The organism is Azospirillum sp. NS33, assembly GCF_059703765.1.
Map to the genome: position 1 here is coordinate 1 of NZ_BAAKJB010000008.1, position 25,906 is coordinate 25,906.

Here is a 25,906-nt window from a genome sequence, read left to right on the forward strand (position 1 = left end):
CCTCTCTGGTCGACGACGCGGCGCGGCACCAGGCGCTCACCGGCGCGACCCCGGTGCGCCGGGCGGTGGTCGGCGGCGTGCCCCTGACCACCCTGGTGGCCGCCATCCCCGACTATTCCGGCAAGCCCGCGGCGGTGGTCGAGATCCTCATGGACTCCAGCGAGTACGCGGCCCAGTACGCCGACGCCCGGACGCTGGCCCTGGGGATCGGCGGCGGCGTCCTGCTGGTCGGCCTGGCCCTGGCGTGGCTGATGGCCCGGACCATCAGCGGTCCGCTCCACCAGTTGGCGCTGGCCATGCAGGGCCTGGCGAACGGCGAGCTTGCGGTGGCGGTGCCGGCCACCGGCCGGGGCGACGAGGTGGGCGAGATGGCCCGCTCGGTCGCCGTGTTCAAGCGCCACGCCGAGGAGATCCGCGACCTCCAGACCGAACAGGAGGCCATGCGCCGGCGTGCCGAGAGCGAGCGGGCCGAGGTGGTGAAGCGCATCGCCGACGGGCTGGAGCGCAGCCTGGCGGCGGTCACCGAGCGCATCGGCACGGCCGCGACCGGAATGGTGGCGACCGCGGAAACCATGACCCGCACCGTCGACCAGGCCAACAGCGGCGCCACCGCGGTCGCCGCCGCGGCCGAGGAGGCGTCCGCCAACGTGGAGACGGTGTCGGCGGCGACCACCGAGCTCACCTCCTCCATCGGCGAGATCGGCGAGCAGGTGCAGCGCTCGTCCAGCATCGCCGGCGCGGCGGTCGACGTCGCCGGCCGCGCGACCAAGCGGATCGCCGAGCTGGAGCAGTCGGTGCACCGGATCGGCGAGGTCGTGAAGTTCATCACCGACATCGCCGCCCAGACCAACCTGCTGGCGCTCAACGCCACCATCGAGGCGGCGCGGGCCGGCGAGGCCGGCAAGGGCTTCGCCGTGGTCGCCGGGGAGGTCAAGAACCTGGCCAATCAGGCGGCCCAGGCCACCGAGGAGATCGCCACCCAGATCGCCGAGGTCCAGGGCACCACCGGCGCGGCGGTCAAGGCCATCGGCGACGTCGGCGCGACCATCGGCCGGATGAGCGAGGTGACCACCGCCATCGCCGCGGCGATCGAGGAGCAGGGCGCGGCCACCGCCGAGATCGCCCGCAACGTCGAGCAGGCCGCCGCCGGCACGCGGCAGGTGTCGACCAGCATCTCGACGGTCAGCGCCGCCGTGCGCGACACCGGGTCGGCCTCCGGCCGGGTGCTGGACGCCGGCCGCACCCTGTCGCGCGAGACCGAGTCCCTGCGCGGCGCCATCGCCCAGGCGCTGCACGACATCCGCGCCACCGCGGCGCCGGCGGCCTGACCGACGGCCGGTCTTCCCCAGAGGCCGGCCGACGGCCGGCCTAAAACCGAACGCCGAGTTGACAGGAAAGGCGTGCTTCTTACCTTTACGTAAACGTCAACCAAGCCGTCGCGGCGGGCCACCACCGGGGATGGGCGATCGATGCCGGACGCCGACCAGCACCGCAGCCAGCCCCGCCCGCGGCCCGGCGCCATGGGCGGCCCGGCAGCCGCCATCCTGTCATCGACCGACGCCGTGACCGCCCCGCCACCGCCCCCCGCCACTGCCGGGAAGCGGGCTGCGGCGCCCTGTCCGGCGCCCGCCCCACACAGACCGCCGCGCCAAGACCGCCGTACCGGCCCCAGGGAGGATACGAAGAGATGAAATCCGTGGTCATCGCGGGCTATGCCCGCTCTCCGTTCGCCTTCGCCAGCAAAGGTGAGCTGGCCAGGGTGCGGCCCGACGACCTGCTGGCGGCGGTCGTCAAATCCCTGGTCGAACGCAGCGGCGTCGATCCCGCGCGGATCGAGGATTTCGTCGTCGGCTGCGCCTTCCCGGAGGGTGAGCAGGGCCTCAACATCGCGCGCCTCGTGTCCTTCCTGGCCCGCCTGCCGGTGACCATGGGGGCGGTCACGGTCAACCGCTTCTGCGGCTCGTCCATGCAGGCGATCCACCAGGCCGCCGGGGCGATCGCGCTGGGCGCCGGGGACGTGTTCCTGTGCGGCGGCGTGGAGTCCATGAGCCGGGTTCCGATGATGGGCTTCAACCCGATGCTCCATCCCTCGCTCGCCCAGCACTATCCGCAGGCCTATTGCTCGATGGGCGTGACGGCGGAGAACGTGGCGCGGCGCTACGGCATCGGCCGCGAGGAGCAGCAGGCGCTGGCCGTCGCCTCCCACGCCAAGGCCGCCGCGGCCCAGGCCGAGGGCCGCCTGGACGAGGAGATCGTCGCCATCGGCGCGCCCGGCGGAACGGTCGCGCGCGACGGCTGCATCCGCCCCGGCACCACCCAGGAGGCGCTGTCCGGCCTCAAGCCGGCGTTCATGGAGGACGGGACGGTGACCGCCGGCACCGCGTCGCCGCTGACCGACGGCGCCGCCGCCGTGCTGGTCGCCGACGAGGAGTTCGCGCGGGCCAACGGCCTGCCGATCCTCGCCCGGGTGCGCTCCATCGCGGTGGCCGGCTGCGAGCCCGACGTGATGGGGCTGGGGCCGGTGCCGGCGAGCCGCAAGGCGTTGGCCCGCGCCGGCATCACCATGGCCGATGTCGGGGTGGTCGAGCTCAACGAGGCCTTCGCCGCCCAGGCGCTGGCCTGCATCCGCGAGCTGGAGATCGACGAGGCGACGCTGAACATCGACGGCGGGGCCATCGCGCTCGGCCACCCCCTCGGCGCCACGGGAGCGCGCATCACCGGCAAGGCGGCGGCCCTGCTGGCGCGCGAGGGCAAGCGGTTCGCGCTGGCCAGCCAGTGCATCGGCGGCGGCCAGGGCATCGCCACCGTCCTCGAAGCGGTGTGAGGCCGGCCATGGACATCCAACGCGCCGCCGTGATCGGAGCCGGGGTGATGGGCAGCGGGATCGCCGCCCATCTCGCCAACGCCGGCATTCCCGTCCTCCTCCTGGACATCGTGCCCGCCGGGGCCACGGACCGCAGCGCCGTCGCCCGGGGGGCGGTCGACCGCCTCCTCAAGGCCGATCCGGCGCCCTTCATGCACAAGCGCAACGCCCGGCTGGTGACCCCGGGCAACCTGGAGGACGACCTCCACCGCCTGGGCGCGTGCGACTGGATCGTCGAGGCGGTGGTCGAGGACCCGGCGGTCAAGGCCGACCTCTACCGGCGCATCGACCCGCTGCGCAAGGCGGGCTCCGTGGTCTCCTCCAACACCTCGACGATCCCCCTGGCGGCCCTGGTGGCGGACCAGTCCGAAGCGTTCCGCCGCGACTTCCTGATCACCCATTTTTTCAACCCGCCGCGCTACATGCGCCTGCTGGAACTGGTGACCGGCCCCGAGACGCGGGCCGAAGCGGCGGCGGCCATCGCCGACGTCTGCGACCGCCGCCTCGGCAAGGGGGTGGTGCGCTGCAAGGACCGGCCCGGCTTCATCGCCAACCGCATCGGTGCCTTCTGGATCCAGGCCGCCATCAACGCCGCCGTCGACCTCGGCCTGACGGTCGAGGAGGCCGACGCGGTCGCCGGCCGGCCCATGGGCGTTCCCAAGACCGGCGTGTTCGGGCTGATGGACCTGGTCGGCATCGACCTGATGCCGCACATCTCCCGCAGCCTGCTGGCCACCTTGCCGGAGGGCGACGCCTACCGCGCCGTCCACCGCGACCACCCGCTGATCGCGCGGATGATCGCCGAGGGCTACACCGGGCGGAAGGGCAAGGGCGGTTTCTACCGCATCAACCGCGCCGGCGGCGGCAAGGTGAAGGAGGCGATCGACCTCGCCACCGGCGACTACCGCGCGTCGGAGCGGGCCAGGCCCGACAGCGTGTCCGCCGCCGGGCGCGACCTGCGCGCGCTGGCCGAGCACCCCGACCGCACCGGCCGCTTCGCCCGCACCGTGCTGGCGCAGACCCTGGCCTACGCCGCGTCCCTGGTGCCGGAGATCGCCGACGACCCGGTCGCCGTCGACCAGGCGATGCGGCTCGGCTACAACTGGAAGCAGGGTCCGTTCGAGCTGATCGACCGCCTCGGCACGGCGTGGTTCGCCGACCTGTGCACCGCCGAGGGCATCCCCGTCCCGGCGCTCGTCGCGCGCGCCGCCGGCCGCCCCTTCTACCGCGTCGAAGGGGGACGGCTGGAGCAACTGACGGTCGACGGCCACTACGCGGCGGTGGTCCGTCCGGACGGCGTGCTGCTGCTGTCGGACGTGAAGCGGGCCACGGCCCCGGTCTGGAAGAACGGCTCGGCCAGCCTGTGGGACGTCGGCGACGGGGTGATGTGCCTGGAGTTCACCTCCAAGATGAACACCCTCGACGCCGACACCATGGCCGCCTACGCCAAGGCGATGGCGTTGATCGGCGACGGTGGCGGGGCGTGGAAGGCGCTGGTGGTCCACAACGAGGCCGACAACTTCTCGGTCGGCGCCAACCTGGGCCTGGCCCTCTTCGCCCTCAACATCGCGCTGTGGCCGCAGATCGAGGAGCTGGTGGCGGCGGGGCAGCGCACCTACCGGGCGCTCAAGCACGCGCCGTTCCCGGTGGTGGCGGCGCCCTCGGGCATGGCGCTGGGGGGCGGCTGCGAGATCCTGCTGCACGCCGACCACGTCCAGGCGCACGCCGAGACGTACATGGGGCTGGTGGAGGTCGGCGTCGGCGTCATCCCCGCCTGGGGCGGCTGCACCGAGATGATCGCCCGCCACACCGCCGACCCCAAGCGGCCCCAGGGCCCGATGCCGCCGCTGGCGGCCGCCTTCGAGACCATCAGCCTGGCCAAGGTGGCGAAGTCGGCGGACGAGGCCAGGGACCTGAAGTACCTCCGCCCGTCCGACGCCGTCACCATGAACCGCGACCGCCTGCTGGCCGACGCCAAGGCCAAGGCGCTCGAGCTGGCGCAGGCGTACACGCCGCCCGAGCCGGTCACCCTCACCCTGCCCGGGCCGGCCGGGCGGACCGCCCTGGAGCTGGCGGTGGAGGGCTTCCGCCTGCAGGGCAAGGCGACTCCGCACGATGTCGTGGTCTGCCGCGCCCTGGCCGAGGTGCTGACCGGCGGCGACGCCGACCTCACCCGGCCGGTCGGCGAGGACGCGGTCCTGGCGCTGGAGCGCACCGCCTTCATGGCGCTGATCCACGAGCCGGACACCGTCGACCGCATCGAGCACATGCTCACCACCGGCAAGCCGCTGCGCAACTGAGGGGGAGGAGAACACCATGCCGGTCTACAAGGCCCCGCTGCAGGATGTGCGCTTCGTGCTGGAGAGCGTCGTCGGCGTCGAGCGCCTGGCCGCACTGCCAGGCTACGAGGAGGCCACCCCCGACCTGATCTTCCAGGTCCTGGAGGAGGGGGCCCGGCTGTGCGAGGAGGTGCTGTTCCCCCTGAACCAGTCCGGCGACGCCGAAGGCTGCCGGTTCGAGAACGGCGTCGTGCGTACACCCGCCGGCTTCAAGGAGGCGTACGACACCTATGTCGGTGCCGGCTGGCAGGGGCTGTCGTGCGACCCCGCCTATGGCGGGCAGGGGCTGCCGAAGCTGGTCAACACCGTGCTGGAGGAGTTTGTCTGCTCCGCCAACCTCAGCTTCGGCATGTACCCCGGCCTGTCGCTCGGCGCCTACAACGCGCTGGAGCTGCACGGGTCGGACGCCCTGAAGGCGCGCTTCCTGCCCAGGCTGGTGGACGGCACCTGGTCGGGCACGATGTGCCTGACCGAACCCCACGCCGGCACCGACCTCGGCATCATCCGCACCCGGGCGGAGCCCCGGGGCGATGGCTCCTACGCGCTCACCGGCACCAAGATCTTCATCTCCGCCGGCGAGCACGACCTGACGGAGAACATCCTTCACCTGGTGCTGGCGCGCCTGCCCGACGCACCGGCGGGAACCCGCGGCATCAGCCTGTTCCTGGTGCCGAAGCTCATGCCGGACGGGGACGGCGCGCCGGGCCCGCGCAACGGCGTGTCCTGCGGCTCCATCGAGCACAAGATGGGGATCAAGGCCTCCTCGACCTGCGTGATGAACTTCGACGCCGCCACGGGCTGGCTGGTGGGGGAGCCCAACAAGGGCATGCGGGCCATGTTCGTGATGATGAACGCGGCGCGCCTGGCGGTCGGCGTCCAGGGGCTGGGGATCGCCGAGGTCGCCTACCAGAACGCCGCCGCCTACGCCAAGGAGCGGCTGCAGGGGCGCGCCCTGTCGGGGCCCCGCTATCCGGACCGGCCGGCCGACCCCATCGTCGTCCACCCCGACGTTCGGCGCAGCCTGCTGACGGCGCGTGCGTACACCGAGGGGGCGCGGGCCCTGGGCGCCCTGGTCGGCTACCATCTCGACGTGTCGGAACGCCATCCCGACCCGCGGGTGCGCCGGGAGTCCGACGAGTTCGTCCAGCTCCTGACACCGGTCGTCAAGGCGCTGTTCACCGACATCGGGGTCGAGGCCGCCAACATCGCCGTGCAGGTGCACGGCGGCCACGGATTCATCTGGGAGACCGGGGTGGAGCAGTACGTGCGCGACGCCCGCATCACCCAGATCTACGAGGGCACCAACGGCATCCAGGCCCTGGACCTGGTCGGGCGCAAGCTCGGCCAGGACATGGGACGTCTGCTGCGCCGCTTCTTCCACCCCGTGGCCGCCGATCTGCAGGCGGACATGGCCGACGAGAGCCTGGGCGAGTTCGTGCTGCCGTTGGCCAAGGCCTTCGCCAAGCTGCAGCAGGCGACCGGGCTGATCGCCCAGAAGGGCATGAAGGACCCGGACGAGGCGGGGGCGGCGGCCAGCGACTACCTCCGGCTGTTCGGCCTCGTCGCGCTCGGCTGGATGTGGCTGCGCATGGCGAAGGCGGCGCGGGCCGGCCTGGCCGCAGGGTCCGGCGACGCCGCGTTCCTCGAGAACAAGGTTAAGATTGGCCGGTTCTATATGGCGAAGGTGCTGCCGCAGGCCAACGCGCTGTTCATCGCGATCCTCGCCGGGGCAAAACCTGTGATGGATTTCCCGGACGAGGATTTCTAGCGCCGCGCATCCCGCCGCCACCCCGCCGCCACCCCGCCGGCGGGTGCCGGCCCGGCCCCCGCCAGCGGCCGAGACCCCTGGCGGGTGCCTTGTTTTCCAACGGCCCGGCCCCCTTTTCACCCCTTGTACCGAAGGCATAGCGTGTGTGACATTGGGGCAATTCCGGTTGTCCGGACGTCCTGGTCCGTGATACATCTCCTTGCCGGTTAGACTGGTTAAAAGTCTGAGCGGCCCTTCAGCCGCGATGCATATGCGGTTCGAAAGCGCCGGTTGTGCTATGGCACACGGATCGGCCCAAGGCCGTGGAGACGGGAGAGAGCAATGAGGATCCTGATCGGTGACGACCACGTGCTGTTCCGCGAGGGACTGCGCAGGCTCCTCGAGCAGCTCAAGGACGACAGCACCTTCGAGGAGGCCAGCGGCTTCGACGAGATGGTGGATCGCTGCGCCGGCGAGGTCCAGTACGACCTGATCCTGACCGACCTGCGCATGCCCGGGTGGCCCGGCTTTGCCGGTATCCAGTCGCTGCGCGACAGCCAGCCCCAGGCCAAGGTGGTGGTGATCTCCGCGTCGGAGGCGCACCACGATGTCCGCGAGGCGCTGGAGCACGGCGCCTCCGGCTACATCCCGAAATCGTCCAGCGTGAAGATCATGCTGAGCGCCCTGGACCTGATTTTCTCTGGCGGCGTGTACGTGCCGGCCACGGTGCTGCGCGACGGTGGCGACTCCGAGCCGTCGCGGGGGTCGGGCGGCATGGTGCCGCCGGCGGACCCGGCGCTGGAGCAGCTGCTGACGCAGCGCCAGCGCGAGGTGCTGGACCGCCTGCGCGAGGGCAAGTCCAACAAGCAGATCGCCCATGAGCTGGGCCTGTCCGAAGGCACCGTGAAGATCCACATGACGGCGATCTTCAAGTCGCTCGGCGTGCGCAACCGCACCCAGGCGGCGATGGCCTTCCCCCAGACCCAGTCCTGAGCCGCCCGGCGGACCCCCGGGCCGGCCGCGGGGCCGGTACGATGCGTTGTGGCGGTGGCGACCGGAAGCGAGCCCCTTTCCCAGGTCCGGGGGAGGGGCTTCATTGTGTCCGGTGCGGCGGTCCCGGGCCCGGCTCAGCCGATCCCGGCGACGTAGCCGCGCAGGCTTTCCACCTCCAGTTCGGCGCCGTCCAGACGGGCCTTCACAACGTCGCCGATGCTGATGAGGCCGAGCAGGCGGTCCCCCTCCATGACCGGCAGGTGGCGGATGCGCCGCTCCGACATCAGGGCCAGCGCCTCGGCGTCCGACTGGTTCGGGCCGATGGTCACCAGGTCGCGGGTCATGAGATCGCCGACCGGGCGGCCGAGGGCGGCGGCGCCGTCGCTGGCGAGGCGGCGGACGATGTCGCGCTCCGACAGGATTCCGGCCGGCCGGCCGGCGCCGTCGCTCACCAGGACGGCGCCAATGCGACGCTCCGCCAGCAGGGCCGCGGCCGCCGCGACGGTGTCGTCCGAGCGGATCGTGACGATCTCGGAACCCTTTCGCTTCAGCAGGGCGGACACGTGCATGGGTGGGCTTCCTTCTCGTGGGCGGGGCCCCGCCGCGGTCGGGCGGAACCACGAACATGCCTAGCCTCCCATCGCGCCGCCGCAAAGGGAACCCCGGCAAACGGTCCGGCGACTACCACCAAGGGAATAACCCCCGGGTGTCACCCCGGTGCCGGGGCCAGGCAACTCTGAACCACGTAGTAGCATTGGCCGATGCCGCCGGCGCCTTCGGGCGTGCCGTTGTAGACGACCCGGCGCACCACGCCGTCCTGGAGCGTGAAGGTGGCTTCGCAGGCGTAGCTGCGCAGCTCGTCGCCGTAGCCGGGCCAGCCCGCGCCCCACCAGCCGGGATGACCGTATGCCGGCCACCACGGCCCGCCATAGGCCGCCCAGCCCGGGGCGGGGCGGGCGACGATCCGGTCGCTGCGGTAGGTGAAGAACTCCTGGCCGCCCGCCTCGGCCTGCCGTTGCGGCACGCCGGCGCAGGACAGCAGCCGCTCCTTCGGCAAGCCGACCAGCGTGGTGCGGGCGGCGAGCGCCTGCTCGGCGAGCGGGTTGGCGCAGCCCGTCAGAAGGCCTGCGCCCGGCAGCGCCAGCGCCAGCGCCATCGCGATCGATCGTGTCGTGGTCATGGCCGTCCTTCCTCCTCCTCGGTGCCCGGGCGCGCCGCAGGCGCCGTGTGCAGGCGTGCGGCCGCCAGGTCGGCGGCGGCGACACCCAGCGCCGCCACGTCGTCGGGCACGCCCTCGCCGGCGGCGAGCGCCGCCGCGGTGCGGGCCAGGGCCGGGGCGGTCTGGATGCCGTAGCCGCCCTGGGCCGCCAGCCAGAAGAACCCGTCCGCGTCCGCCGCGAAGCCGGCCACCGGCACCTTGTCGGCGACGAAGCTGCGCAGCCCGGCCCAGCGGTGGCGGATGCGCCGGACAGCGAAGCGCGCCGCCCCTTCCACCCGGTCAACAGCCACCGCGACGTCCCATTCCTCCGGCTGCACGTCGCAGGGCTCGACCGGCGTCTCGTCGGCCGGCGAGGCCAGCAGGCGGCCGGCGTCGGGCTTGGCGTAGAAGCCCTCGTCGACATCGATCACCATGGGCCAGGCCGGCAGCCCGTCGGCCAGCGCCGTCTCGTCGGCCGCGAAGACGGGATCGAAGACCACCACCGTGCGCCGCTTCGCCACCAGGCCGATCGGCCGCACTCCGGCCAGCGCCGCCACCTGGTCGGCCCAGGCGCCGGCGGCGTTGATCATCACCGGCGCCGCGACGGCGCCCGCCGGGGTCTCGGCGCACCACAGGCCACCGGTGCGGCGCAGGGCGGTCACACCGGCGTCGGTCAGCAGCCGCCCGCCGCGCGCCAGCAGGCCGCGGAGGAAGCCGGCGTGCAGGGCGTGCACGTCGATGTCCATGGCCTCGGGCTCTTCCACCGCACCGGCGGCGTAGCCGTCGCGCAGCCAGGGGGCGCGGGCCTGCGTCGTGACACCGTCGAGGCGGGCGACGGAGGGCGTGAGGCGGCGCCCCTGGTCGTACGCGGCGTCGAGCGCGGCGCCCTGGTCGGCGCGTCCCACCAGAAGCACGCCGCGCGGCGTCAGCAGCGGGTGCTCGGCGAAGCCGGAGGGAGGGGCGTCGAAGAAGCCGCGACTGGCCACGGTCAAGGCGCGCACGGCCGGCGGCCCGTAGGTCTGGGTGTACAGCGCGGCGGACCGGCCGGTGGCGTGATAGCCGGCCTGGCCTTCGCGCTCCAGCACCACCACGCGGCCGCGTGACGCCAGTTCGTACCCCACCGAGGCGCCGGCGATGCCCGCGCCCACGATCAGGAAATCCGCGCGTTCCACGGCGACGCTCCCTGCGGTTCCAGGACAGAGCATGGGACCGCGGCCGCCTCCTGGGAAGGGGTGGATTGCACGGGCCCATCTCCTGATGCCATAACAGCCATGTCACTGCTGGAGGTGCCCCGTCATGCCGCTGTCGTCACTGGCGCCATCCGCGCTGGCCGGGGCCGGGGCCGGGGCCGGGGCCGGGTCGCCCCAGCCCCAGGCCCTGGTCTATCCGGGATCCGGCGTGCCCACGGTGGACGCCCTGGTCGAGGACCTGGACCTGCGCTGGAACGCCGGCGGGCCCCTGGGAATGCCGGTCACCGTGACCTACAGCTTCATGGACGCGGTGCCCTCCTACTATGCCTCGGGCGAGATCGCCGGGTTCCGCGTGTTCAACGACGCCATGGAGACCGCGGCGCGCAGCGCGCTCGCCCGATACGCGGCGGTGGCGGACATCACCTTCCTGGAGGTGGCGGATGCCGGCGCGGGCGGACAGATCCGCTTCGGATCCGCCCAGATCGACGGGACCACGGCGGCCTACGCCTATTATCCGGCCACGCACGAGGTGGGCGGCGATGTCTGGATCGACTGGGAGTCCGACAACAACACCAGCCCGGAGGAGGGCAGCTACGCCTATCTGACATTCCTGCACGAGGTCGGGCACGCCCTGGGCCTCAAGCACCCCGGCAACTATGGCGGCGAGTCCGACGGCGGACCGTACCTGTCGGCGGCCGACGACACCACCGACCAGACCGTGATGTCCTACGTCACGGGGTCCGTGCACTACCCCAGCGTCCTCGGCCCCCTGGACATCCAGGCGATCGAATACCTCTACGGCCCGAAGACCGCCAAGACCATCGGCAACCTCCAGGCCGGCAGCGACGCCGCGGAATCCCTGACCGGCACCGCGGGCACCGATTCCCTGCTGGGGCGGGGCGGCAACGACGTGCTGGTGGGCGGATCCGGCAACGACGGCATCATGGGCGGCACCGGCAACGACTGGATCCAGGGCGATGGCGGTTCGGACACCCTCTACGGCAACCAGGGGCCGGACACCCTTCTCGGCGGCGACGGTGCCGACACGGTGTTCGGCGGCCAGGGCGACGACTGGGTCGATGGCGGCGGCAGCGGCGACGTGCTCTACGCCAACATGGGCAGCGACCTCGTGGTCGCCGGGGACGGCGCCGACACGGTGTTCGGTGGCCAGGGCGACGACGTGATCTACGGCGGGGCCAGCGCTGATGCCCTGTTCGGCAACCGCGGCAACGACACCCTGGTGGGCGGCACCGGCAACGATTTCTTCTATGCCGGCCATGAGGGTGGCCAGGACGTCATCGCCGATTTCGACCGGCTGGGCGACTGGCTGGTGGTGCCGACGGGCGTCAACGGCACCGACATCGCCACGGTGGCGGACGTGATGGCCCGCGCCCGGGACGTCGACGGCGGCGTCCTCATCGACCTCGGCGCCGGCAACAGCATCACCCTGATCGGTCTCAGCAGCGCGACCTTGAGTCCCTACGACATCTGGATCCAGTGAGTTGCCTCCGCCGTGGCGCCAGCCCGCCGAGGGGGGCGCCGCGGTGCCGGACGTTCCGTGGCGGCCCGGCGCGCGCTACACTGCGCGCCCGTCCGCAGCCCCGGAGAGCCCCTTGGCGAAGCCCCGTCCCATCCCGACCGCCGCGCGGCGGCCCGGCGCGTCCGATCACTGGGACGGCACCCGCTTCTTCAACCCGCACGCCGACACCGACAAGCGCCTGGGGGACGTTCTGCGCTACCTCTGGCGCAGCCGGTGGGACACCTGGCCGGAACGCGTGGCGGCTTCGGTGCCGGCGGACCTGCCGGACCGCGACGCCGCCCTGACCTTCCTCGGCCATGTCACCTTTCGGCTGCGCCTGGGTGGCGCGGTGTACCTCACCGACCCCGTGTTCGCCCGGCGGGCCGGACCGGGCGGCGTGCTGGGTCCCCGCCGCGCCCGCCCCTCCGCCGTCGCTCTCGACGCGCTGACCCGGGTCGACGCGGTGCTGGTCAGCCACTCCCATTACGATCACATGGACCTGGCCTCCCTGCGCGCGCTCGCCCGGCGGCACGCGCCGCGGGTCTATGCCGGGCTGGGCAACGAGCGCATCCTCGCCCGTGCCGGGTTCCGCGACGTGGTGACCCTGGACTGGTGGGAGAGCGCCGCGGCCCCCGGCGGCGGCCGGGTCACCTTCGTGCCGGCCCAGCATTGGTCGGCCCGCACCCCGTTCGACCGGCGCCGCAGCCTGTGGGGCGGCTTCGTGGTGGAGGCCGCGGATGGCACCGTCCACTTCGCCGGCGACAGCGGCTACTGCCCCCATTTCCGCGAGATCGGCGCCCGGTTCCCCGGCATCGACGTGGCCCTGCTGCCGATCGGCGCCTACGAGCCGCGCTGGTTCATGGCCGCCCAGCACATGGACCCGGCCGAGGCGGTGCAGGCGTTCCTCGATCTGGGGGCCGCGCGCGCCGTCGCCATGCATTTCGGCACCTTCCGCCTGACCCCCGAAGCGATCGACGCGCCGGCGCGGGCACTGGCGGAGGCGCTCGACCGGCACGGCGTGGACGCCGCGCGTTTCCGCGTCCCGGACCATGGGGAAACCTTCCGCCTGGGCTGATCCCGGCCATGCGTCGGCTCAGCCGACGCCCCAGCCGCCGGTGTCGGGGAAGGGGACGGGCGGCGGAGGGGCCGCCGTGGCGGCGGCGGACGGCGCCGCGAGGCCGCGGGGCAGGGGCGGAGCCCCGGCCGGCTCGGGGAGCAGTGCGGCGGCCGCGACCCACCACGCGGGGTGGGCCGCGGTGACGGCGGCGGCCGCCACGCTGGCGGCCGCCGCGTCGGCGTAGAGTCCGAAGCACGTGGCGCCGCTGCCGGACATGCGGGCCAGCAGGCAGCCGGCGGTCGCGGCGAGCGCCGCCAGGGCCTCGCCGATCGCCGGGGCGATGGCCGTGGCCGGCGCCGCCAGGTCGTTGCCGCGCCCGCCCAGCACCGCGGCGAGCGCGGCGGCGTCGGCCGGCGCGCCGGTGAAGCGGGCGGGTGCCGAGAAGGCACCCCGGCGCGCCGTGAACACGGCCGGCGTGGCGACCGGCACGCCGGGGTTGACCAGCACCACGTGGCAGGGCGGCAGGGCCGGGGCGGCGTCCAGCCGCTCGCCGGCGCCGCCGACGAAGACCGGCCGTCCGGCCAGGCACACCGGCACGTCCGCGCCCAGGCCCGCGGCCACCTCGTAGAGCACGGGGTCGGCGGCGGGAACCTCCCAGAGGCGGGCCAGCGCCCGCAGCGTCGCCGCGGCGTCGGCCGAACCGCCGCCGATGCCGGCGGCGACCGGCAGGCGCTTGTCCAGGTGGATCATCGCCTCCGGCGCGCGGCCGAGGCGTGCGGCCAGGGCGTGGGCGGCGCGGATCACCAGGTTGCCGGACGGTGCCTCGGCCATCAGCACGGGGGCGAACGGCCCGGACACCGCCAGCCGCGGCCCGGCGGAGGGCAGGTCCGCGCCGCGCAGCGCCAGCCGCGCCGGGGCCGGCCGCACGGTGACGGTGTCGCCGACGTCGGCGAAGGCCACCAGGCTGTCCAGGGCGTGGTAGCCGTCCGGGCGGCGGCCGAGCACGTGGAGGTAGAGGTTGAGCTTGGCCGGCGCGGCTTCGACGATGGCGGTCATGGGCGCCTACCGGGTCTCCGCCTGCGCCGCCTGGCGGGCCGGCAGGCCCTTGTCGAGCTTCCCCTGGATCGCGGCGCGGGCGTCGTCCGTGTCGGCGGTGCGCAGGGCGCGCTGCCACTGGAACCGCGCCTCGGCGCGGCGCCCGACCTGCCAGTAGGCGTCGCCCAGGTGGTCGTTGATGGTGCTGTCGACGGGGCGCATCTCCACGGCGCGCTCCAGGGTCACCACCGCCTCCTCGAACTCGCCCATGCGGTACAGCGCCCAGCCCAGGCTGTCGACGATGTAGCCGTCCTTGGGCCGCAGCTCCACCGCCCGCTCGATCATCGTCCGGGCGCGTTCCAGGTGCTGGCCGCGGTCGACCCAGCTGTAGCCCAGGTAGTTCAGCAGGAACGGCTCGTCCGGGTTGAGGGACAGGGCGGCTTCCAGATCGGCCTCGGCCTCGGTCCAGCGGCCGGTCTGGTCGTAGGTCAGGGCGCGGGAGTAGAGGATCGCCCAATGCCGCGCCTGCAGCGCCCCGGCCCTCTCCAGGGCGCGGCTGTACGCGCCGATCGCCGGGTCGTACTCCTTGGCCGTGCGGTGGATGTCGCCGAGCCGGATCAGGGCGTCGGTGCGGGTCGGCCGCTCCTCGGCCAGGGCCGAGAAGCGCTCCACCGCCTCGTCGTGGCGATCCAGGCTGGCCAGCGACTCCGCCATGCGCAGGCGGACCGGCCAGCCCAGCACGGCGCTGCCCTCCAGCGTCTCGTACTCGGCGAGGGCGGCGGCGTGGTGGCCGCGCTCGTCCAGCACGTCGCCGATCATCAGCCGGGCCAGCGCCAGGTCCGGCCGCAGGTGAAGGGCGATGCGCCCGAACAGCAGCGCCGTCTCCGCCGCCCCCTCGTGCTGCAGCGCGCTGCCCAGGTCGAACAGCGCCTCGGCCAGGCCGTCGGGGGCGTTGCCGACCAACGGCTCGGCCGCACCGCCGGAGTCCAGCCGCCGCAGCGCCGGCTCGATCATCGCCGCGTCGGAGGCGCCGTCGGCGAAGCGGCGGTAGAGCGCCCCGGCCTCGGCGACGCGGCCGGTGCGCTCGTAGAAATTGCCGGCGAGCTGGACCACCCGCAGCGGAGGGGTGCTGGCGGCCACCTTGGCGTAGTGCTCCGCCGCGGCCTCGGCCTGGCCGCCGAGGTCGAGCAGCAGGGCCGCGTGCAGATCGTGGAGCGCGTCGAACCCGGTGGCGGTGCCGAGCGGCGCCAGCGCGGCCAGCGCCGCTTCGGTGTCGCCGGTGGCGGCGGTCAGCCAGGCGTCGATCAGCGGCCCGAGGAAGCGCGCCAGCCCGTCGCGGGGCAGCGCGGCGGCCAGCGTGCGGGCCTCCTCGAGGCGCCCGTGCTTCAGGTGGTCGGCGACCAGCAGGGTGACGCCGAGTTGGTCGATCCCGCCGCTGCCGGCCAACCGCCCGGCCAGCTCGACCGCGGTCTCGACGGCACCGTCACCGAGCTTTAGGCTGTAGGTGCGGCGCAGCAGCGCCGCGTCCTCCGGGTCGGCGGCCAGCGCCTGCGCCATGTACTGGGCCGCGGCGCCCCAGTCGTCGTGCTGCTGGGCGTGGCGGCCGGCGAGATAGCTGCCCGTCGGCGAGGTCGCCGCCGGTGGCCGCTCCGCGGCGGTCGCCAGGGGGGCGCCGGCCGCGTCGAGCGCGGCTGCGGTCAGGGCGGCGGCGAGGAGGCTGGCGGCGAAGGCGCAGCGGCGGGTCCGGGTGTTCGTCATACCGCGTCCAGATGAGGTGCGTGACCGAGGATGCAAGGCTACGGCGGATCACGGCGCGGCAGCAAGGAACACTTGTGCGCCCGAGTCGCTCAGCCCACCGGGGCGTCCGCGCCGGCCCACCGGCGGCGCACGGCGGCGATCCGTTCGGGGCGGAAAACGTCGGCGACCCGGGCATCCATGTGGTCGCGCAGGCGCGCCGGCATGCCCGGCGACAGGCGGGGACCCTCCGCCTTCCACCGCGCCATCCACGACAGGGTGCGCAGCCAGGTCAGCCGGCGCATCGGCCGCACCCACGGCGCGACCGCCGCCGCCAGGGCGGCGGGCACCGCCGCGGCCCAGGCGGCGTGGAAGGCGGCGACGCCGGCCTCGTCCAGCTCGGCGGCGACGTCGGGGTCCCACAGGGTGGAGGTGGGCAGGCTGGCGTGGGCGAGGTCGATGGCCGGGTTCCCGTACTGCGCCTTTTCCAGGTCGGTGAACCACGCCGTGCCGGCCGCGTCGATCAGGAAGTTGCCGGGGTGGACATCGGTGCCGACCAGAGCCACCGGCTGCGGCCCGGCCACGCGGCAGGCCGCGGCGGCCGCCAGTTCCGCCTCGATCTGGGCCATGGCCGCCGCGGCCAGCCCGGCCCGGGCGAAATGCTCGGACTGGCGGCGCACCAGGGCCAGGGTCGCGGCGGCCGGGTCGTCGGGGGCGGCCAGCGGCGGCCGCCCGGCCGGCGGCGGCAGCGCCAGCCGGTGCAGCGCCGCCAGCGCCCGGGCGATGGCCGGCATGTCCCGGGGCAGGCGGGGCGGGCGTCCCGCCACCTCGCCGACCACCAGCGCGCCCATGGGCAGGCCCGGCTGCGGCGCCAGCGCGGCGTGCAGGGCCGGCGTGTGGCCGCTGGGCGCCGCCCGGCGGAACGCCGCCGCCTGGTAGGCGAGGTTGGTGGCGGGGGCGAGCCCCTGCTGGCTCCACCGCGGAACGCGCACGACGAGGCCGCGGCCGGCCAGGCGCAGGTGGTCGTGGGCGACGCCCCGCAGCGGCATGGCCTCCAGGTCGTCCGGCGTCAGGCCGGGGACGACGGCGCCGAGCGCGCGGAGCAGGTCCGCCCGGCCGGCGCCGTGCGGCGCGCCGTCGCTCACCCCGCCTGATGCTCCTTGAGGCGCGGCATCAGCTCGACCAGGTTGCAGGGGCGGTGGCGGTTGTCGAGCTGGGCCTGGAGGATGCCGTCCCACGCGTCGCGGCAGGCGCTGGGGGAGCCGGGCAGGGCGAAGATGTAGGTGCCGTTGGCGACGCCCCCGGTGGCCCGGCTCTGGATCGTCGAGGTCCCGACCTTCTCGTAGGAAAGCCAGCGGAACAGCTCACCGAAGCCCGGAATGGCCTTCTCGAAGAGTCCCTCCACCGCCTCCGGCGTGACGTCGCGGCCGGTCACCCCGGTGCCGCCGGTGGTCAGCACCACGTCGACCGCGGGATCGGCGATCCACGCCTGCACCTGGGCGCGGATGGCGGCGACGTCGTCCCTGACGATCGCCCGCGCCGCCAGGGCGTGGCCGGCCGCGGTCAGGCGTTCGATCAGGGCCGCGCCGGAGCGGTCGTCCGCCTCGGCCCGGGTGTCGGACACCGTCATCACGGCGATGTTGACGGGAAGGAAGGGGCGGCTCTCGTCGATCCGTGGCATGGGTCAATCCGGGGCGTTCTGGGCGACCTGCGTCGGCCGGCTGTCCTCCGGCATATAGACCGGCCAGCCGCCGGCGGCAACGGCGCTCAGCGACCCCGTCTCCTGGCCCAGGCGCAGCCGGTAGGTCCAGAAATTGGCCAGCACCTTCTTCACGTAGTCGCGCGTCTCGCCGAACGGGATGCTCTCGACGAACAGCAGCGGGTCCTCGATCGCGGCGAGCTCCTTGCGCCAGCGCAGCAGGTGCCCGGGGCCGGCGTTGTAGGCCGCCGTCAGCAGCACCAGGTTGGTGCCGATCTCCGGCATCCCCTGAAGCTCCGACAGGTAGCGCTGGCCCAGCTCCATGTTGGTGGCCGGGTCGAGAAGGGCGGCCCGCCCGGCGTCGTCGATGTCGGCGTTGCGGTCGCGCACGTGCACCGCCGTGGCCGGCATGATCTGCATCAGGCCGGTGGCACCGGCCGGGCTGACGGTCGCCGGGTTGAAACGCGATTCCTGGCGCATCACGGCGAAGATCAGGGCGCGGTCGACGGCGAAGCCGTCGCGCGGCTCCCAATGGGGCACCGGGAACAGGGCGGCGTCGTAGGGGGCGCCGTCGGGTCCCGCCACCGCATTGCCGACCTGCAGCGCCAGGGCCGGCAGGCCGGCGCTGGCGGCCACCACCACCAGCGCCTCGGCCATCAGCTCGTTGCCGCGGGGGTGCAGGTTGCGGAGCTCCTCCTCGGCCTCGTCGCCGCGCCCGGCCTGCAGCAGGGCGATCGCCCGGCGCCCGGTGGCCTGGGTCGCCAGCTCGGCCAAGTGCCGACCGGTGAGCGCCGGCAGGTGGAAGCGCGGGGTCTCGTCGAGGCTGAGGACGCGGCGCGCCAGCAGGCCGTAGAAGGTGTGGGGGAAGCGGGCGGCGACGGCGAGCTGGCGCCGGGCCGCGTCGCCGCGGCCCTTGCGGTCGTGGGCGCGCGCCGCCCAGTAGGCGGCGGCGGCGAGCCGCCACGGCGAGCGCGGCTGGGCCGCCACCACCGCGTCGAACTGGCGCGCCGCCCGGTCGTGCTGGCCGAGCCGCCAGGCGGCCAGGCCGGCGATCCAGTGGGCGTCGCTCACCACCGTGCCGGAGCGCGCGGCGCTGGCCGAGGCCAGGGACAGCGCCTCCTTGACCGAGCCGGCGAAATAGAGGGCGGAGGCGATGCGGGCCCGGGCCGCGTCGTATTCGACGGTGTCGAGGCGGCCGGCGAAGGAATCGTCGCTCAGCAGCTTCAGCGCCGCACCGGGCTTGCCGGCCCGCAGCAGGTCCTCGATGCGTGCCGAGACGGTGACGCGCGGGCGCTGCGCGGTGCGGCTGCGCGGCGCCACCGACACCGGCGCGGCCTCGGCCGCCGCCCCGTCGCCCTCGACGGATTCCGCGTCGTCGGTGGCCGGCTCCGGCCGGAACCCGGCCAGCCGCTCCAGCGACCCGGTCAGCCGCGCGTCGACCGCCGCCGGCGCCTTGGGCGGCCGCGTCCCGTCCGGCACCCGGCGCACCGCCAGGGCGTGCAGGCGGTCGGCGCCGGGCAGGTCGCCGTAGCGCCGCAGCCACGCCGCCAACTCCTCGTAACTGGCCTTGCGGTCGGGGTGCAGATAGCGCTGGCGCAGCACATGGCCCATCAGCCGGGTGTCGCCCAGGCGGTCGATCTCCCACGCCGCGGCGTCCCATTCGCCGATGGCCTGCAGGGTGAAGATCCGGCGGTAGCGGTAGGCGTCCTCCTCGGAAAGCTGGACGGCGCGCGCCTCGGCGTCCTCCGGCAGCAGCACCAGTGGTCGGTCGCCGGCGCCGTAGCCATGCGGGACCACCGGACGACCGTCCGGTCCGTGAATCACGAGGGCGGCCCGAGCGGACCCGAAGGTGCCGCTCGGATCGGGCGCGATCGCCAGGGCGATGGCCGCGCACAGTGCCCCGAGGAGAGTGGGACGCAGCCGCACGACGTCTCTCGCGACGCCGCATGCTGCACTGCAACACATCCTGAGCATTTTGCTTCAATACCGGTGCAATTCGCCCGGCGCAAGGGATGCTTCGGCATGCCAGCAGTGCGGGATGGTTAATCCGAAGAGAGTCAAGCGGTTGAAAAGGTGAAAAAAATGGCTCTAGGCGATTCGTCTGGCCATGCACTTTGCTGGCTTAGCCTCCCGCAGTGTGGAAAGGTCGGGCCACAGCGCTTTGCAATCCTTCGGGAATCCATCAAGAGCTGTGCAAGAGGACTCGGGCGCGATTTGGGAGGGACTCGGGACATGGACCAGGTGATGTTCGTCGAAATGGGCATGGGCGTGGATCTGCACGGGCAGGACGTGACCAAGGCGGCGGTGCGGGCGGTGCGCGACGCCATGCAGCACAACTCCCTGCCGGGCATGCGGGCGCTGGTGAAGGGCGACACCAGCCGCATGATGGTCCACGTGCGCCTGGCCGTGCCGCTGGACGCCGACCGGCTGGACGTGGAGGCGGTGCGCCGCGAGTTCCCCTACGGCCGGGTCTCCGTGGAGGTCGGGCCGGGCGGCATGCTCGCCCCCAGCGGCATCGTCCTGGCCGACAAGGGCGACACCAGCGAGATGATGGTCATCGTCAACGCCGCCATCGCGGTCGGACTCTGACGGCCGTCCTCATCCGCGCAGCCGCTGCTGCAGGGTCAGCAGGTCGCGCCAGGCCTCGCGCTTGGCGGCGGGGTTGCGCAGGAGGTAGGCGGGGTGGAGCATGGGCAGCACCGCCACCGCCGGGCCGCCGGCGTCCGGGGCGTGGTCGAACCACTGCCCGCGCAGCCGGGTGATTCCGGCCGTCTGGTTGAGCAGCGTCTTGGCCGAGGTGCCGCCCAGCGGCACCAGCACCTTGGGCCCGACCAGGGCGACGTGGCGCTCCAGGAAGGGCAGGCAGGCGGCGATCTCGGCCGCCGTCGGGCTGCGGTTGCCGGGCGGCCGCCAGGGCAGGATGTTGGTGATGTAGACGCCGCGGCGGTCGAGGCCGATGGCCGCGAGCATGCGGTCGAGAAGGCGCCCGCTGGCGCCCACGAAGGGCTTGCCCTGGCGGTCCTCGTCCTCGCCCGGCGCCTCGCCCACCAGCATCACCGCCGCCGCCGGGTCGCCGTCGCCGAACACCGTGTTCATGGCGGTCGCCTTCAGGGGGCAGCCGTCGAAGGCGCGCACCGCCGCCTCCAGCTCCTCCAGGCTGCGCGCCGCACCGGCCCGGGCGCGCGCCGACGCGCCGGCCTCGCTGGCGCCCAGCGGCGCCCCCGGCTCCGGCGGCGCGGCGGCCGGCCGGGGCGGGCCGGCCGGTGCCGCCTGGGGCGGCCGGTTCAGCGGCGCCCGCACCGGTTCGCCCGGCGTCGCGCGGCGCGCCGGGACGGCGCGTGCGGCGAGCTGGGTCCAATCCGTCGGGGTGTCGGCGATGGCCTCGTCGCAGCCGACGTCGAGGTGCCAGCGCAGGGACTCCAGGATGTCGCAAACGTCACTCATGGTTTGACCTTAGCACGGGACCTGTGGTCATACATGGGTTCGCTGGACCCATCGTACGCACCGGCGCATCAGCCGGGAAAGCGAACAAACAGACAAAACAGGCGGGAGGACACCGGGCCATGGAGCGCGAACCACGCGAAGTGATGGAGTACGACGTGGTCGTCGTCGGCGCCGGTCCCTCCGGCCTGTCCGCGGCCATCCGTCTGAAACAGCGCGCCGCCGAGGCCGGCGAGGACCTGTCGGTGTGCGTCATCGAGAAGGGGTCCGAGGTCGGGGCCCATCTGCTGTCCGGCGCGGTGTTCGAAACCCGGGCGCTGGACGAGTTGATCCCGGACTGGAAGGACAAGGGCGCACCGCTGCACACACCGGCGCGTGAGGACCGCTTCCTGTTCCTGACCGAGACCGGCGCGCGCACCCTGCCGACTCCGCCGCAGATGCACAACCACGGCAACTACATCATCTCCCTGGGCAACCTCGGCAAATGGCTGGGCGAGCAGGCGGAGGCGCTGGGCGTGGAGATCTACGCCGGCTTCGCCGGGGCGGAGGTGCTGTACGACGACGTCGGCGCGGTCAAGGGCGTGGCCACCGGCGACATGGGCATCGGCAAGGACGGCCGGCCCACGCCCAACCACACCCCGGGCGTCGAGCTGCACGCCCGCCAGACCATCGTCGCCGAGGGCTGCCGCGGGTCCCTGTCCAAGGAGCTGATGCAGAAGTACAACCTGCGCGACGGCGCCGACCCGCAGACCTACGGCATCGGCATCAAGGAGGTCTGGGAGATCGACCCGGCGCAGTCACGGCCCGGTCTGGTCGTGCACACCATCGGCTGGCCGATGGACACCCGGACCTACGGCGGCTCGTTCCTCTACCACCTCGCCGACAACCTGGTGTCGGTCGGCTTCGTCATCGGCCTGGACTACGCCAACCCGAACCTCAGCCCGTTCGAGGAGTTCCAGCGCTACAAGACCCATCCGGCGATCCGCCCCACCCTGGAGGGCGGGCGGCGCATCGCCTACGGGGCGCGGGCGCTGTCGGAGGGCGGCCTGCAGTCGATCCCCAAGCTGGTGTTCCCCGGTGGCGTCCTGGTGGGCGACGCCGCCGGCTTCCTCAACGTGCCGAAGATCAAGGGCAACCACACCGCCATGAAGTCGGGCATGGTCGCGGCGGAGGCGGTGTTCGAGCACCTGCGCGCCGGCGGCGAGGACCGCGAGGCGGCGTCCTATCCCGAGCGCCTGAGGGAGTCCTGGGTGTGGAGCGAGCTGCACGCGGTGCGCAACATCCGCCCCGGCTTCCAGAAGGGGCTGTGGGCCGGCCTGGCCAACGCCGCGTGGGAAACCGCCACCCGGGGCCGGTCGCCCTGGACGCTGCACCACCGCCACGCCGACCACGCCACCTTGATGAAGGCGAGCGAGGCGCCGCGGATCGACTACCCCAAGCCCGATGGGACCGTCAGCTTCGACCGCCTGTCCTCGGTGTACCTGTCCAACACCAACCATGAAGAGGACCAGCCGTCCCATCTGCGGCTGAAGGACGCCGAGACGCCGATCCGCGTCAACCTCGCGCTCTACGACGCGCCGGAGACCCGTTACTGCCCGGCCGGCGTGTACGAGATCGTCCGCAACGAGGACGGCACCAACCCGCGGCTGCAGATCAACGCCCAGAACTGCGTCCACTGCAAGACCTGCGACATCAAGGACCCCACCCAGAACATCCAGTGGGTGGTGCCCGAGGGCGGCGGTGGGCCGAACTACCCGGGCATGTAGACGCACACGACGGGGGCCGGCGTGCGGCGGCTATTCCGCCGCCGCCTCTTCCGGCGGGCAGGTGCACGCCTCGGTGTCCGGGTCGGGGCCGGGGTCGGCGATCCGGTAGTCCTTGGACAGCGGTTTGCCGGTCTTGCGCCGGCGCTCGATGTCGGCGCGCGTGAACAGGGTGTTCTTGTTGGCGTGGATCTCCGCCAGGTGCCGGCGGTCGTCCTCGAGGTTGGCGAAGCGTTCCACGATGGCGCCGCAATGGAGGTCGGAGCCGACCCAGCGCCGCCCCGTCAGCTCGGCCGCGACGAAGGTGGTCCCGGAGCCGCCGAAGGGGTCGAGCACCAGCGAGCCGGGGTCGCTGGCCATGGCCAGCACACGGTCCAGCAACTTCAGGGCCAGCCCGTTGGCCGCCCATTTCTTGTACTTGGTGTGGCGCACCGGCGGGATGTCGGTCCACACGTCGGTCAGGCTCACCCCCCTGGGGTTCATCTTGTCCTTGTAGCCGCCATAGTCCCGCAGCTCGCCGCCGCAATGGCGGCAGCAGGCGACGGGCAGGCGGTCGGGATGGAAGATCGCCGGCTTGTCCCCCTTCACGAAGTACAGGAGCGAATAGTGGGCCGGATAGAGTCGCTTCGGGATCGGCAGGGAATATTTGATGTCGACCGTGATCCAGTGACGGAAGGTCAGGCTGGCGCCGAGATGGGCGCCAAGGTGCAGGTTCCATTTCGGCAGGTTCCACAGGAACAGGGAACCGCCGGGCTTGAGCACACGCACCATTTCATCCAGCCAGGCGTGGCACCAGGCGATGTATTCGTGATCGGCGCGCCGGTCGTCGATCCGGGAGCTGTACTGCTTGCCCAGGTTGAAGGGCGGATCGGCGAAGGCCAGGTCCACCGTCCCGGCGTCGAGGCTGCGCATCGTGGCGATGCAGTCGCCTTCGTGGAGGTGCCCGAGGGGCGTCGTCAGCACAGGTGTCATGGTCCGCACGATGCCACGAAGAGCCGGGGAAGGTAAGGAGCGCTTGAGCTACCGCAGCCCGGCGCCGATCGCAACCGTTCCGGCGGTGACCATCGCGCCGCGGACCCTAACCCTTGGGGCGGAAGGCGACGCACACCGCCGGGTCGGTGTCGATCCAGGCGCCGCCGATCAGGTCGAGGCAGTAGGGGATGGCGGGAAACACCGCCATCAGGCAGTCGTGGATCGCCGAGGGCTTGCCCGGCAGGTTGAGGATCAGCGCGGTGCCGCGGATGCCGGCGGTCTGGCGCGACAGGATGGCGGTCGGCACGACGCGCAGGCTGACGGTGCGCATGAGCTCCCCGAAGCCCGGCATCATCGTCGTGCACACCCGCTCGGTCGCTTCGGGCGTGACGTCGCGCGGCGCCGGCCCGGTGCCGCCGGTGGTGACGACGAGGTCGCAGCCCTCCGCGTCGGTCAGCGCCTCCAGGGTCGCGGCGATGGTCTCCAACTCGTCCGGGATGACCCGGGCCACCGGCAGCCAGGGGCCGGCGATCAGCCGCTGCAGCTCGGCGCGGACCGCCGGTCCGCCCTTGTCCTCGTAGATGCCGCGGCTGGCGCGGTCGGACACCGTGACGATGCCGATGCGCAAGGGGCGGTGGCGTCCCGGCGTGGTCATCCGGTCACTCCTGGTTGGCTGTGGGTGGTTGGCTGTGGGTGGTTGGCTCACTCACGGGGCGGGACCGAGGAACACCGATTCGTGGATGTTCCGGTCGCCGTTGCCGGCTTCGGTGAGGGTGAAGGTGAGCGGCGTCGAGGCCGTGGCCACCGCCCCCTTGGGCGCGGTGACGTAGATGCGGTGGGTGGCGACGCTGTCGGGGTCCGCCTCGATGGTGACGATCCCCGCGTCGCCGGCGCCCCCCGCCGCCGACAGCGCCGCGCCGGGGACGCCGCGGACCTCCAGGCGGTAGGCCCGGTGCGTGCGGGTCTTGTTGGCCACCTTGAAGGTGTAGGCGTTGCGCAGCGAGCCGTCCTGCAGGGTGACGAACAGGGGGGCGCGGTCGCGCAGCACCGACACCTCGAAGCGGGCGCGGTTGGTGAAGGTGACGGCCATCAGCGCGCCCACCAGCACCATGACGACGAGGTAGACCACGACCCGGGCGCGGATCAGCGGCAGGCGGTAGGCGTCGGCGGCCGAGGGGCAGCCGGTGGCGGTGGCGCAGCCGCCGGACCCGCCGCACCCGTGGCTGGCCGTGGCGGTGGCCGTGGCGGTGGCGGTGGCGGAAGGCGGCGGCGGCGCGCCGACCATGGCCTGGCGGGCCAGGGTGTCGAAGGCGATCAGGCCGCGCGGCCGGCCGACGGAGTCCATGATCCGGTCGCAGGCGTCGATGCACAGGCCGCAGTTGATGCAGTCGGCCTGGGCGCCGGTCCGCACGTCGATCCCCATGGGGCAGACCTGGACGCACTGGTCGCAGGCGATGCAGTCGCCGACCCCACGGGCCAGGCGCTGGTCCCAGCCTTCCGACTTGCGCTTGGGCGCGCGGGCGTCACCGCGGTGCGCCTGGTAGGTGACGACCAGGCTGTGCTCGTCCAGCATCGCCGTCTGGATGCGCGGCCACGGGCACATGTACTGGCACATCTGCTCGCGCGCGTAGCCCGCCATGGCGTAGGTGCCGGCGGTGAACAGCGCCAGGAACGTCAGCACGTTGCCCGACACGTCGAGGGTTGCGATGTCGACCGCGAGGGTCGGCGCGTCGGTGAAATAGGCGACGAAGCCGAAGCCCGAGACGGCGGCCACCAGCGTCCAGAACAGGTGCTTGGCGCCCTTGCGCAGCAGCTTGCGGACCGACCAGCGGGCCCGGTCCAGGCGGATGCGCTCGGCGCGGTCGCCTTCGAACAGCCGCTCGATGCGGATGAACAGGTCGGTCCACGCGGTGTGGGGGCAGCCGAAGCCGCACCAGATCCGCCCGGCCAGCGCCGTCGCCAGGAACAGGCCGATGGATGCGACGATCAGCAGCCCGGTGAGGTAGTAGATCTCCTGCGGCCAGATCTCGACGCCGAAAATGAAGAATCGCGCCTGTTCCAGGTCGAACAGAACGGCCTGACCCGGGGCGCCCGGTCCGCGGTCCCAGCGCAGCCACGGCACCACGAAGAAGATCCCCAGCAGGACCGCCAGGGCCAGCCACTTCAGGCGGCGGAAGCGGCCGGAGACGGCGCGGGGATGGATCTTCTTGTGGGACTCGTAAAGGCTGTCCCCTTGGGGGGCCGGGGTCGACGTGCTGCCATCGGGCATGGTGCGGTCCTGGTGGGGATTGACGCTTCGCAATCTGGCGGAGCGGACCCTAGCGGACGAGGGGGGTGCGGCGAATTGACCGGGATC

Annotated in this window: 21 protein-coding genes; 9 read left to right on the top strand and 12 right to left on the bottom strand. The window is 73.1% G+C overall.

Annotation, left to right across the window (positions count from 1 at the left end; all coding sequences use genetic code 11):
* The 5 genes from AC6H2I_RS09230 to AC6H2I_RS09250 form a co-directional block, all read left to right on the top strand.
* On the top strand, positions 1-1,328 hold a 1,328-nt coding region (locus tag AC6H2I_RS09230; RefSeq protein ID WP_497500316.1), incomplete at its 5' end, for a methyl-accepting chemotaxis protein.
* Between the two features lie 359 nt (positions 1,329-1,687).
* On the top strand, positions 1,688-2,824 hold the full coding sequence (locus tag AC6H2I_RS09235; RefSeq protein ID WP_497500317.1) for a thiolase family protein: 1,137 nt from the start codon (positions 1,688-1,690) through the stop codon (positions 2,822-2,824).
* Between the two features lie 8 nt (positions 2,825-2,832).
* Positions 2,833-5,163 (top strand): 3-hydroxyacyl-CoA dehydrogenase/enoyl-CoA hydratase family protein, encoded by a 2,331-nt coding sequence (locus AC6H2I_RS09240; RefSeq protein WP_497500318.1) that lies wholly within the window; start codon positions 2,833-2,835, stop codon positions 5,161-5,163.
* Positions 5,164-5,179: 16 nt separating this feature from the next.
* Positions 5,180-6,970 (top strand): acyl-CoA dehydrogenase C-terminal domain-containing protein, encoded by a 1,791-nt coding sequence (locus AC6H2I_RS09245; protein ID WP_497500319.1) that lies wholly within the window; start codon positions 5,180-5,182, stop codon positions 6,968-6,970.
* A 321-nt stretch (positions 6,971-7,291) separates the two neighbouring features.
* A complete protein-coding gene (locus tag AC6H2I_RS09250; protein WP_497500320.1) occupies positions 7,292-7,942 on the top strand; it encodes a response regulator in 651 nt (216 codons plus the stop codon).
* A gap of 134 nt (positions 7,943-8,076) precedes the next feature.
* Here AC6H2I_RS09250 and AC6H2I_RS09255 read toward each other — a convergent pair whose 3' ends face one another.
* From AC6H2I_RS09255 to AC6H2I_RS09265, 3 genes are all read right to left on the bottom strand, one after another.
* Complete coding sequence (locus tag AC6H2I_RS09255) at positions 8,077-8,511, bottom strand: CBS domain-containing protein (protein WP_497500321.1); 435 nt, start codon at positions 8,509-8,511, stop codon at positions 8,077-8,079.
* Positions 8,512-8,651: 140 nt separating this feature from the next.
* Positions 8,652-9,122: a hypothetical protein gene (locus AC6H2I_RS09260; RefSeq protein ID WP_497500322.1), complete on the bottom strand. Its 471-nt coding sequence runs from the start codon at positions 9,120-9,122 to the stop codon at positions 8,652-8,654.
* Complete coding sequence (locus tag AC6H2I_RS09265; protein ID WP_497500323.1) at positions 9,119-10,312, bottom strand: NAD(P)/FAD-dependent oxidoreductase; 1,194 nt, start codon at positions 10,310-10,312, stop codon at positions 9,119-9,121. Before AC6H2I_RS09265 ends, AC6H2I_RS09260 begins: the two co-directional genes overlap by 4 nt.
* A gap of 124 nt (positions 10,313-10,436) precedes the next feature.
* Here AC6H2I_RS09265 and AC6H2I_RS09270 point away from each other — a divergent pair, with 124 nt between their 5' ends.
* Positions 10,437-11,831: a matrixin family metalloprotease gene (locus AC6H2I_RS09270; protein WP_497500324.1), complete on the top strand. Its 1,395-nt coding sequence runs from the start codon at positions 10,437-10,439 to the stop codon at positions 11,829-11,831.
* Between the two features lie 112 nt (positions 11,832-11,943).
* Positions 11,944-12,924, top strand: a complete 981-nt coding sequence (locus tag AC6H2I_RS09275; protein ID WP_497500325.1) for an MBL fold metallo-hydrolase — start codon at positions 11,944-11,946, stop codon at positions 12,922-12,924.
* An 18-nt stretch (positions 12,925-12,942) separates the two neighbouring features.
* Here the strand turns inward: AC6H2I_RS09275 and AC6H2I_RS09280 are convergent, their stop codons facing one another.
* The 5 genes from AC6H2I_RS09280 to AC6H2I_RS09300 form a co-directional block, all read right to left on the bottom strand.
* The gene (locus AC6H2I_RS09280) at positions 12,943-13,962 is read right to left on the bottom strand and encodes a 4-(cytidine 5'-diphospho)-2-C-methyl-D-erythritol kinase (RefSeq protein WP_497500326.1); all 1,020 of its coding nucleotides are present in this window, start codon (positions 13,960-13,962) and stop codon (positions 12,943-12,945) included.
* Positions 13,963-13,968: 6 nt separating this feature from the next.
* Complete coding sequence (locus AC6H2I_RS09285) at positions 13,969-15,699, bottom strand: tetratricopeptide repeat protein (protein WP_497500327.1); 1,731 nt, start codon at positions 15,697-15,699, stop codon at positions 13,969-13,971.
* Positions 15,700-15,788: 89 nt separating this feature from the next.
* Complete coding sequence (locus AC6H2I_RS09290; protein WP_497500328.1) at positions 15,789-16,820, bottom strand: aminoglycoside phosphotransferase; 1,032 nt, start codon at positions 16,818-16,820, stop codon at positions 15,789-15,791.
* A complete protein-coding gene (gene moaB / locus AC6H2I_RS09295; protein WP_497500329.1) occupies positions 16,817-17,356 on the bottom strand; it encodes a molybdenum cofactor biosynthesis protein B in 540 nt (179 codons plus the stop codon). Before moaB ends, AC6H2I_RS09290 begins: the two co-directional genes overlap by 4 nt.
* A 3-nt stretch (positions 17,357-17,359) precedes the next feature.
* Entirely contained in the window at positions 17,360-19,171 is a 1,812-nt protein-coding gene (locus tag AC6H2I_RS09300) for a lytic transglycosylase domain-containing protein (protein ID WP_497500330.1), read from the bottom strand.
* Positions 19,172-19,606: 435 nt separating this feature from the next.
* On the opposite strand from AC6H2I_RS09300, the gene AC6H2I_RS09305 reads away from it, so the two are divergent.
* Positions 19,607-19,963, top strand: coding sequence for a Lin0512 family protein (locus AC6H2I_RS09305; RefSeq protein WP_497500331.1), 357 nt, complete (start codon positions 19,607-19,609; stop codon positions 19,961-19,963).
* A 9-nt stretch (positions 19,964-19,972) separates the two neighbouring features.
* On the opposite strand, the gene AC6H2I_RS09310 is transcribed toward AC6H2I_RS09305, so the two are convergent.
* The gene (locus AC6H2I_RS09310) at positions 19,973-20,818 is read right to left on the bottom strand and encodes a uracil-DNA glycosylase (protein ID WP_497500332.1); all 846 of its coding nucleotides are present in this window, start codon (positions 20,816-20,818) and stop codon (positions 19,973-19,975) included.
* 119 nt (positions 20,819-20,937) lie between these two features.
* Here AC6H2I_RS09310 and AC6H2I_RS09315 point away from each other — a divergent pair, with 119 nt between their 5' ends.
* Complete coding sequence (locus AC6H2I_RS09315; protein ID WP_497500333.1) at positions 20,938-22,581, top strand: electron transfer flavoprotein-ubiquinone oxidoreductase; 1,644 nt, start codon at positions 20,938-20,940, stop codon at positions 22,579-22,581.
* Between the two features lie 30 nt (positions 22,582-22,611).
* On the opposite strand, the gene AC6H2I_RS09320 is transcribed toward AC6H2I_RS09315, so the two are convergent.
* The 3 genes from AC6H2I_RS09320 to ccoG form a co-directional block, all read right to left on the bottom strand.
* Positions 22,612-23,550, bottom strand: coding sequence for a DNA-methyltransferase (locus AC6H2I_RS09320; RefSeq protein WP_497500334.1), 939 nt, complete (start codon positions 23,548-23,550; stop codon positions 22,612-22,614).
* 106 nt (positions 23,551-23,656) lie between these two features.
* The gene (gene mog, locus AC6H2I_RS09325) at positions 23,657-24,205 is read right to left on the bottom strand and encodes a molybdopterin adenylyltransferase (protein ID WP_497500335.1); all 549 of its coding nucleotides are present in this window, start codon (positions 24,203-24,205) and stop codon (positions 23,657-23,659) included.
* A gap of 51 nt (positions 24,206-24,256) precedes the next feature.
* On the bottom strand, positions 24,257-25,819 hold the full coding sequence (gene ccoG, locus AC6H2I_RS09330; RefSeq protein WP_497500336.1) for a cytochrome c oxidase accessory protein CcoG: 1,563 nt from the start codon (positions 25,817-25,819) through the stop codon (positions 24,257-24,259).
* Positions 25,820-25,906 lie beyond the last annotated feature (87 nt).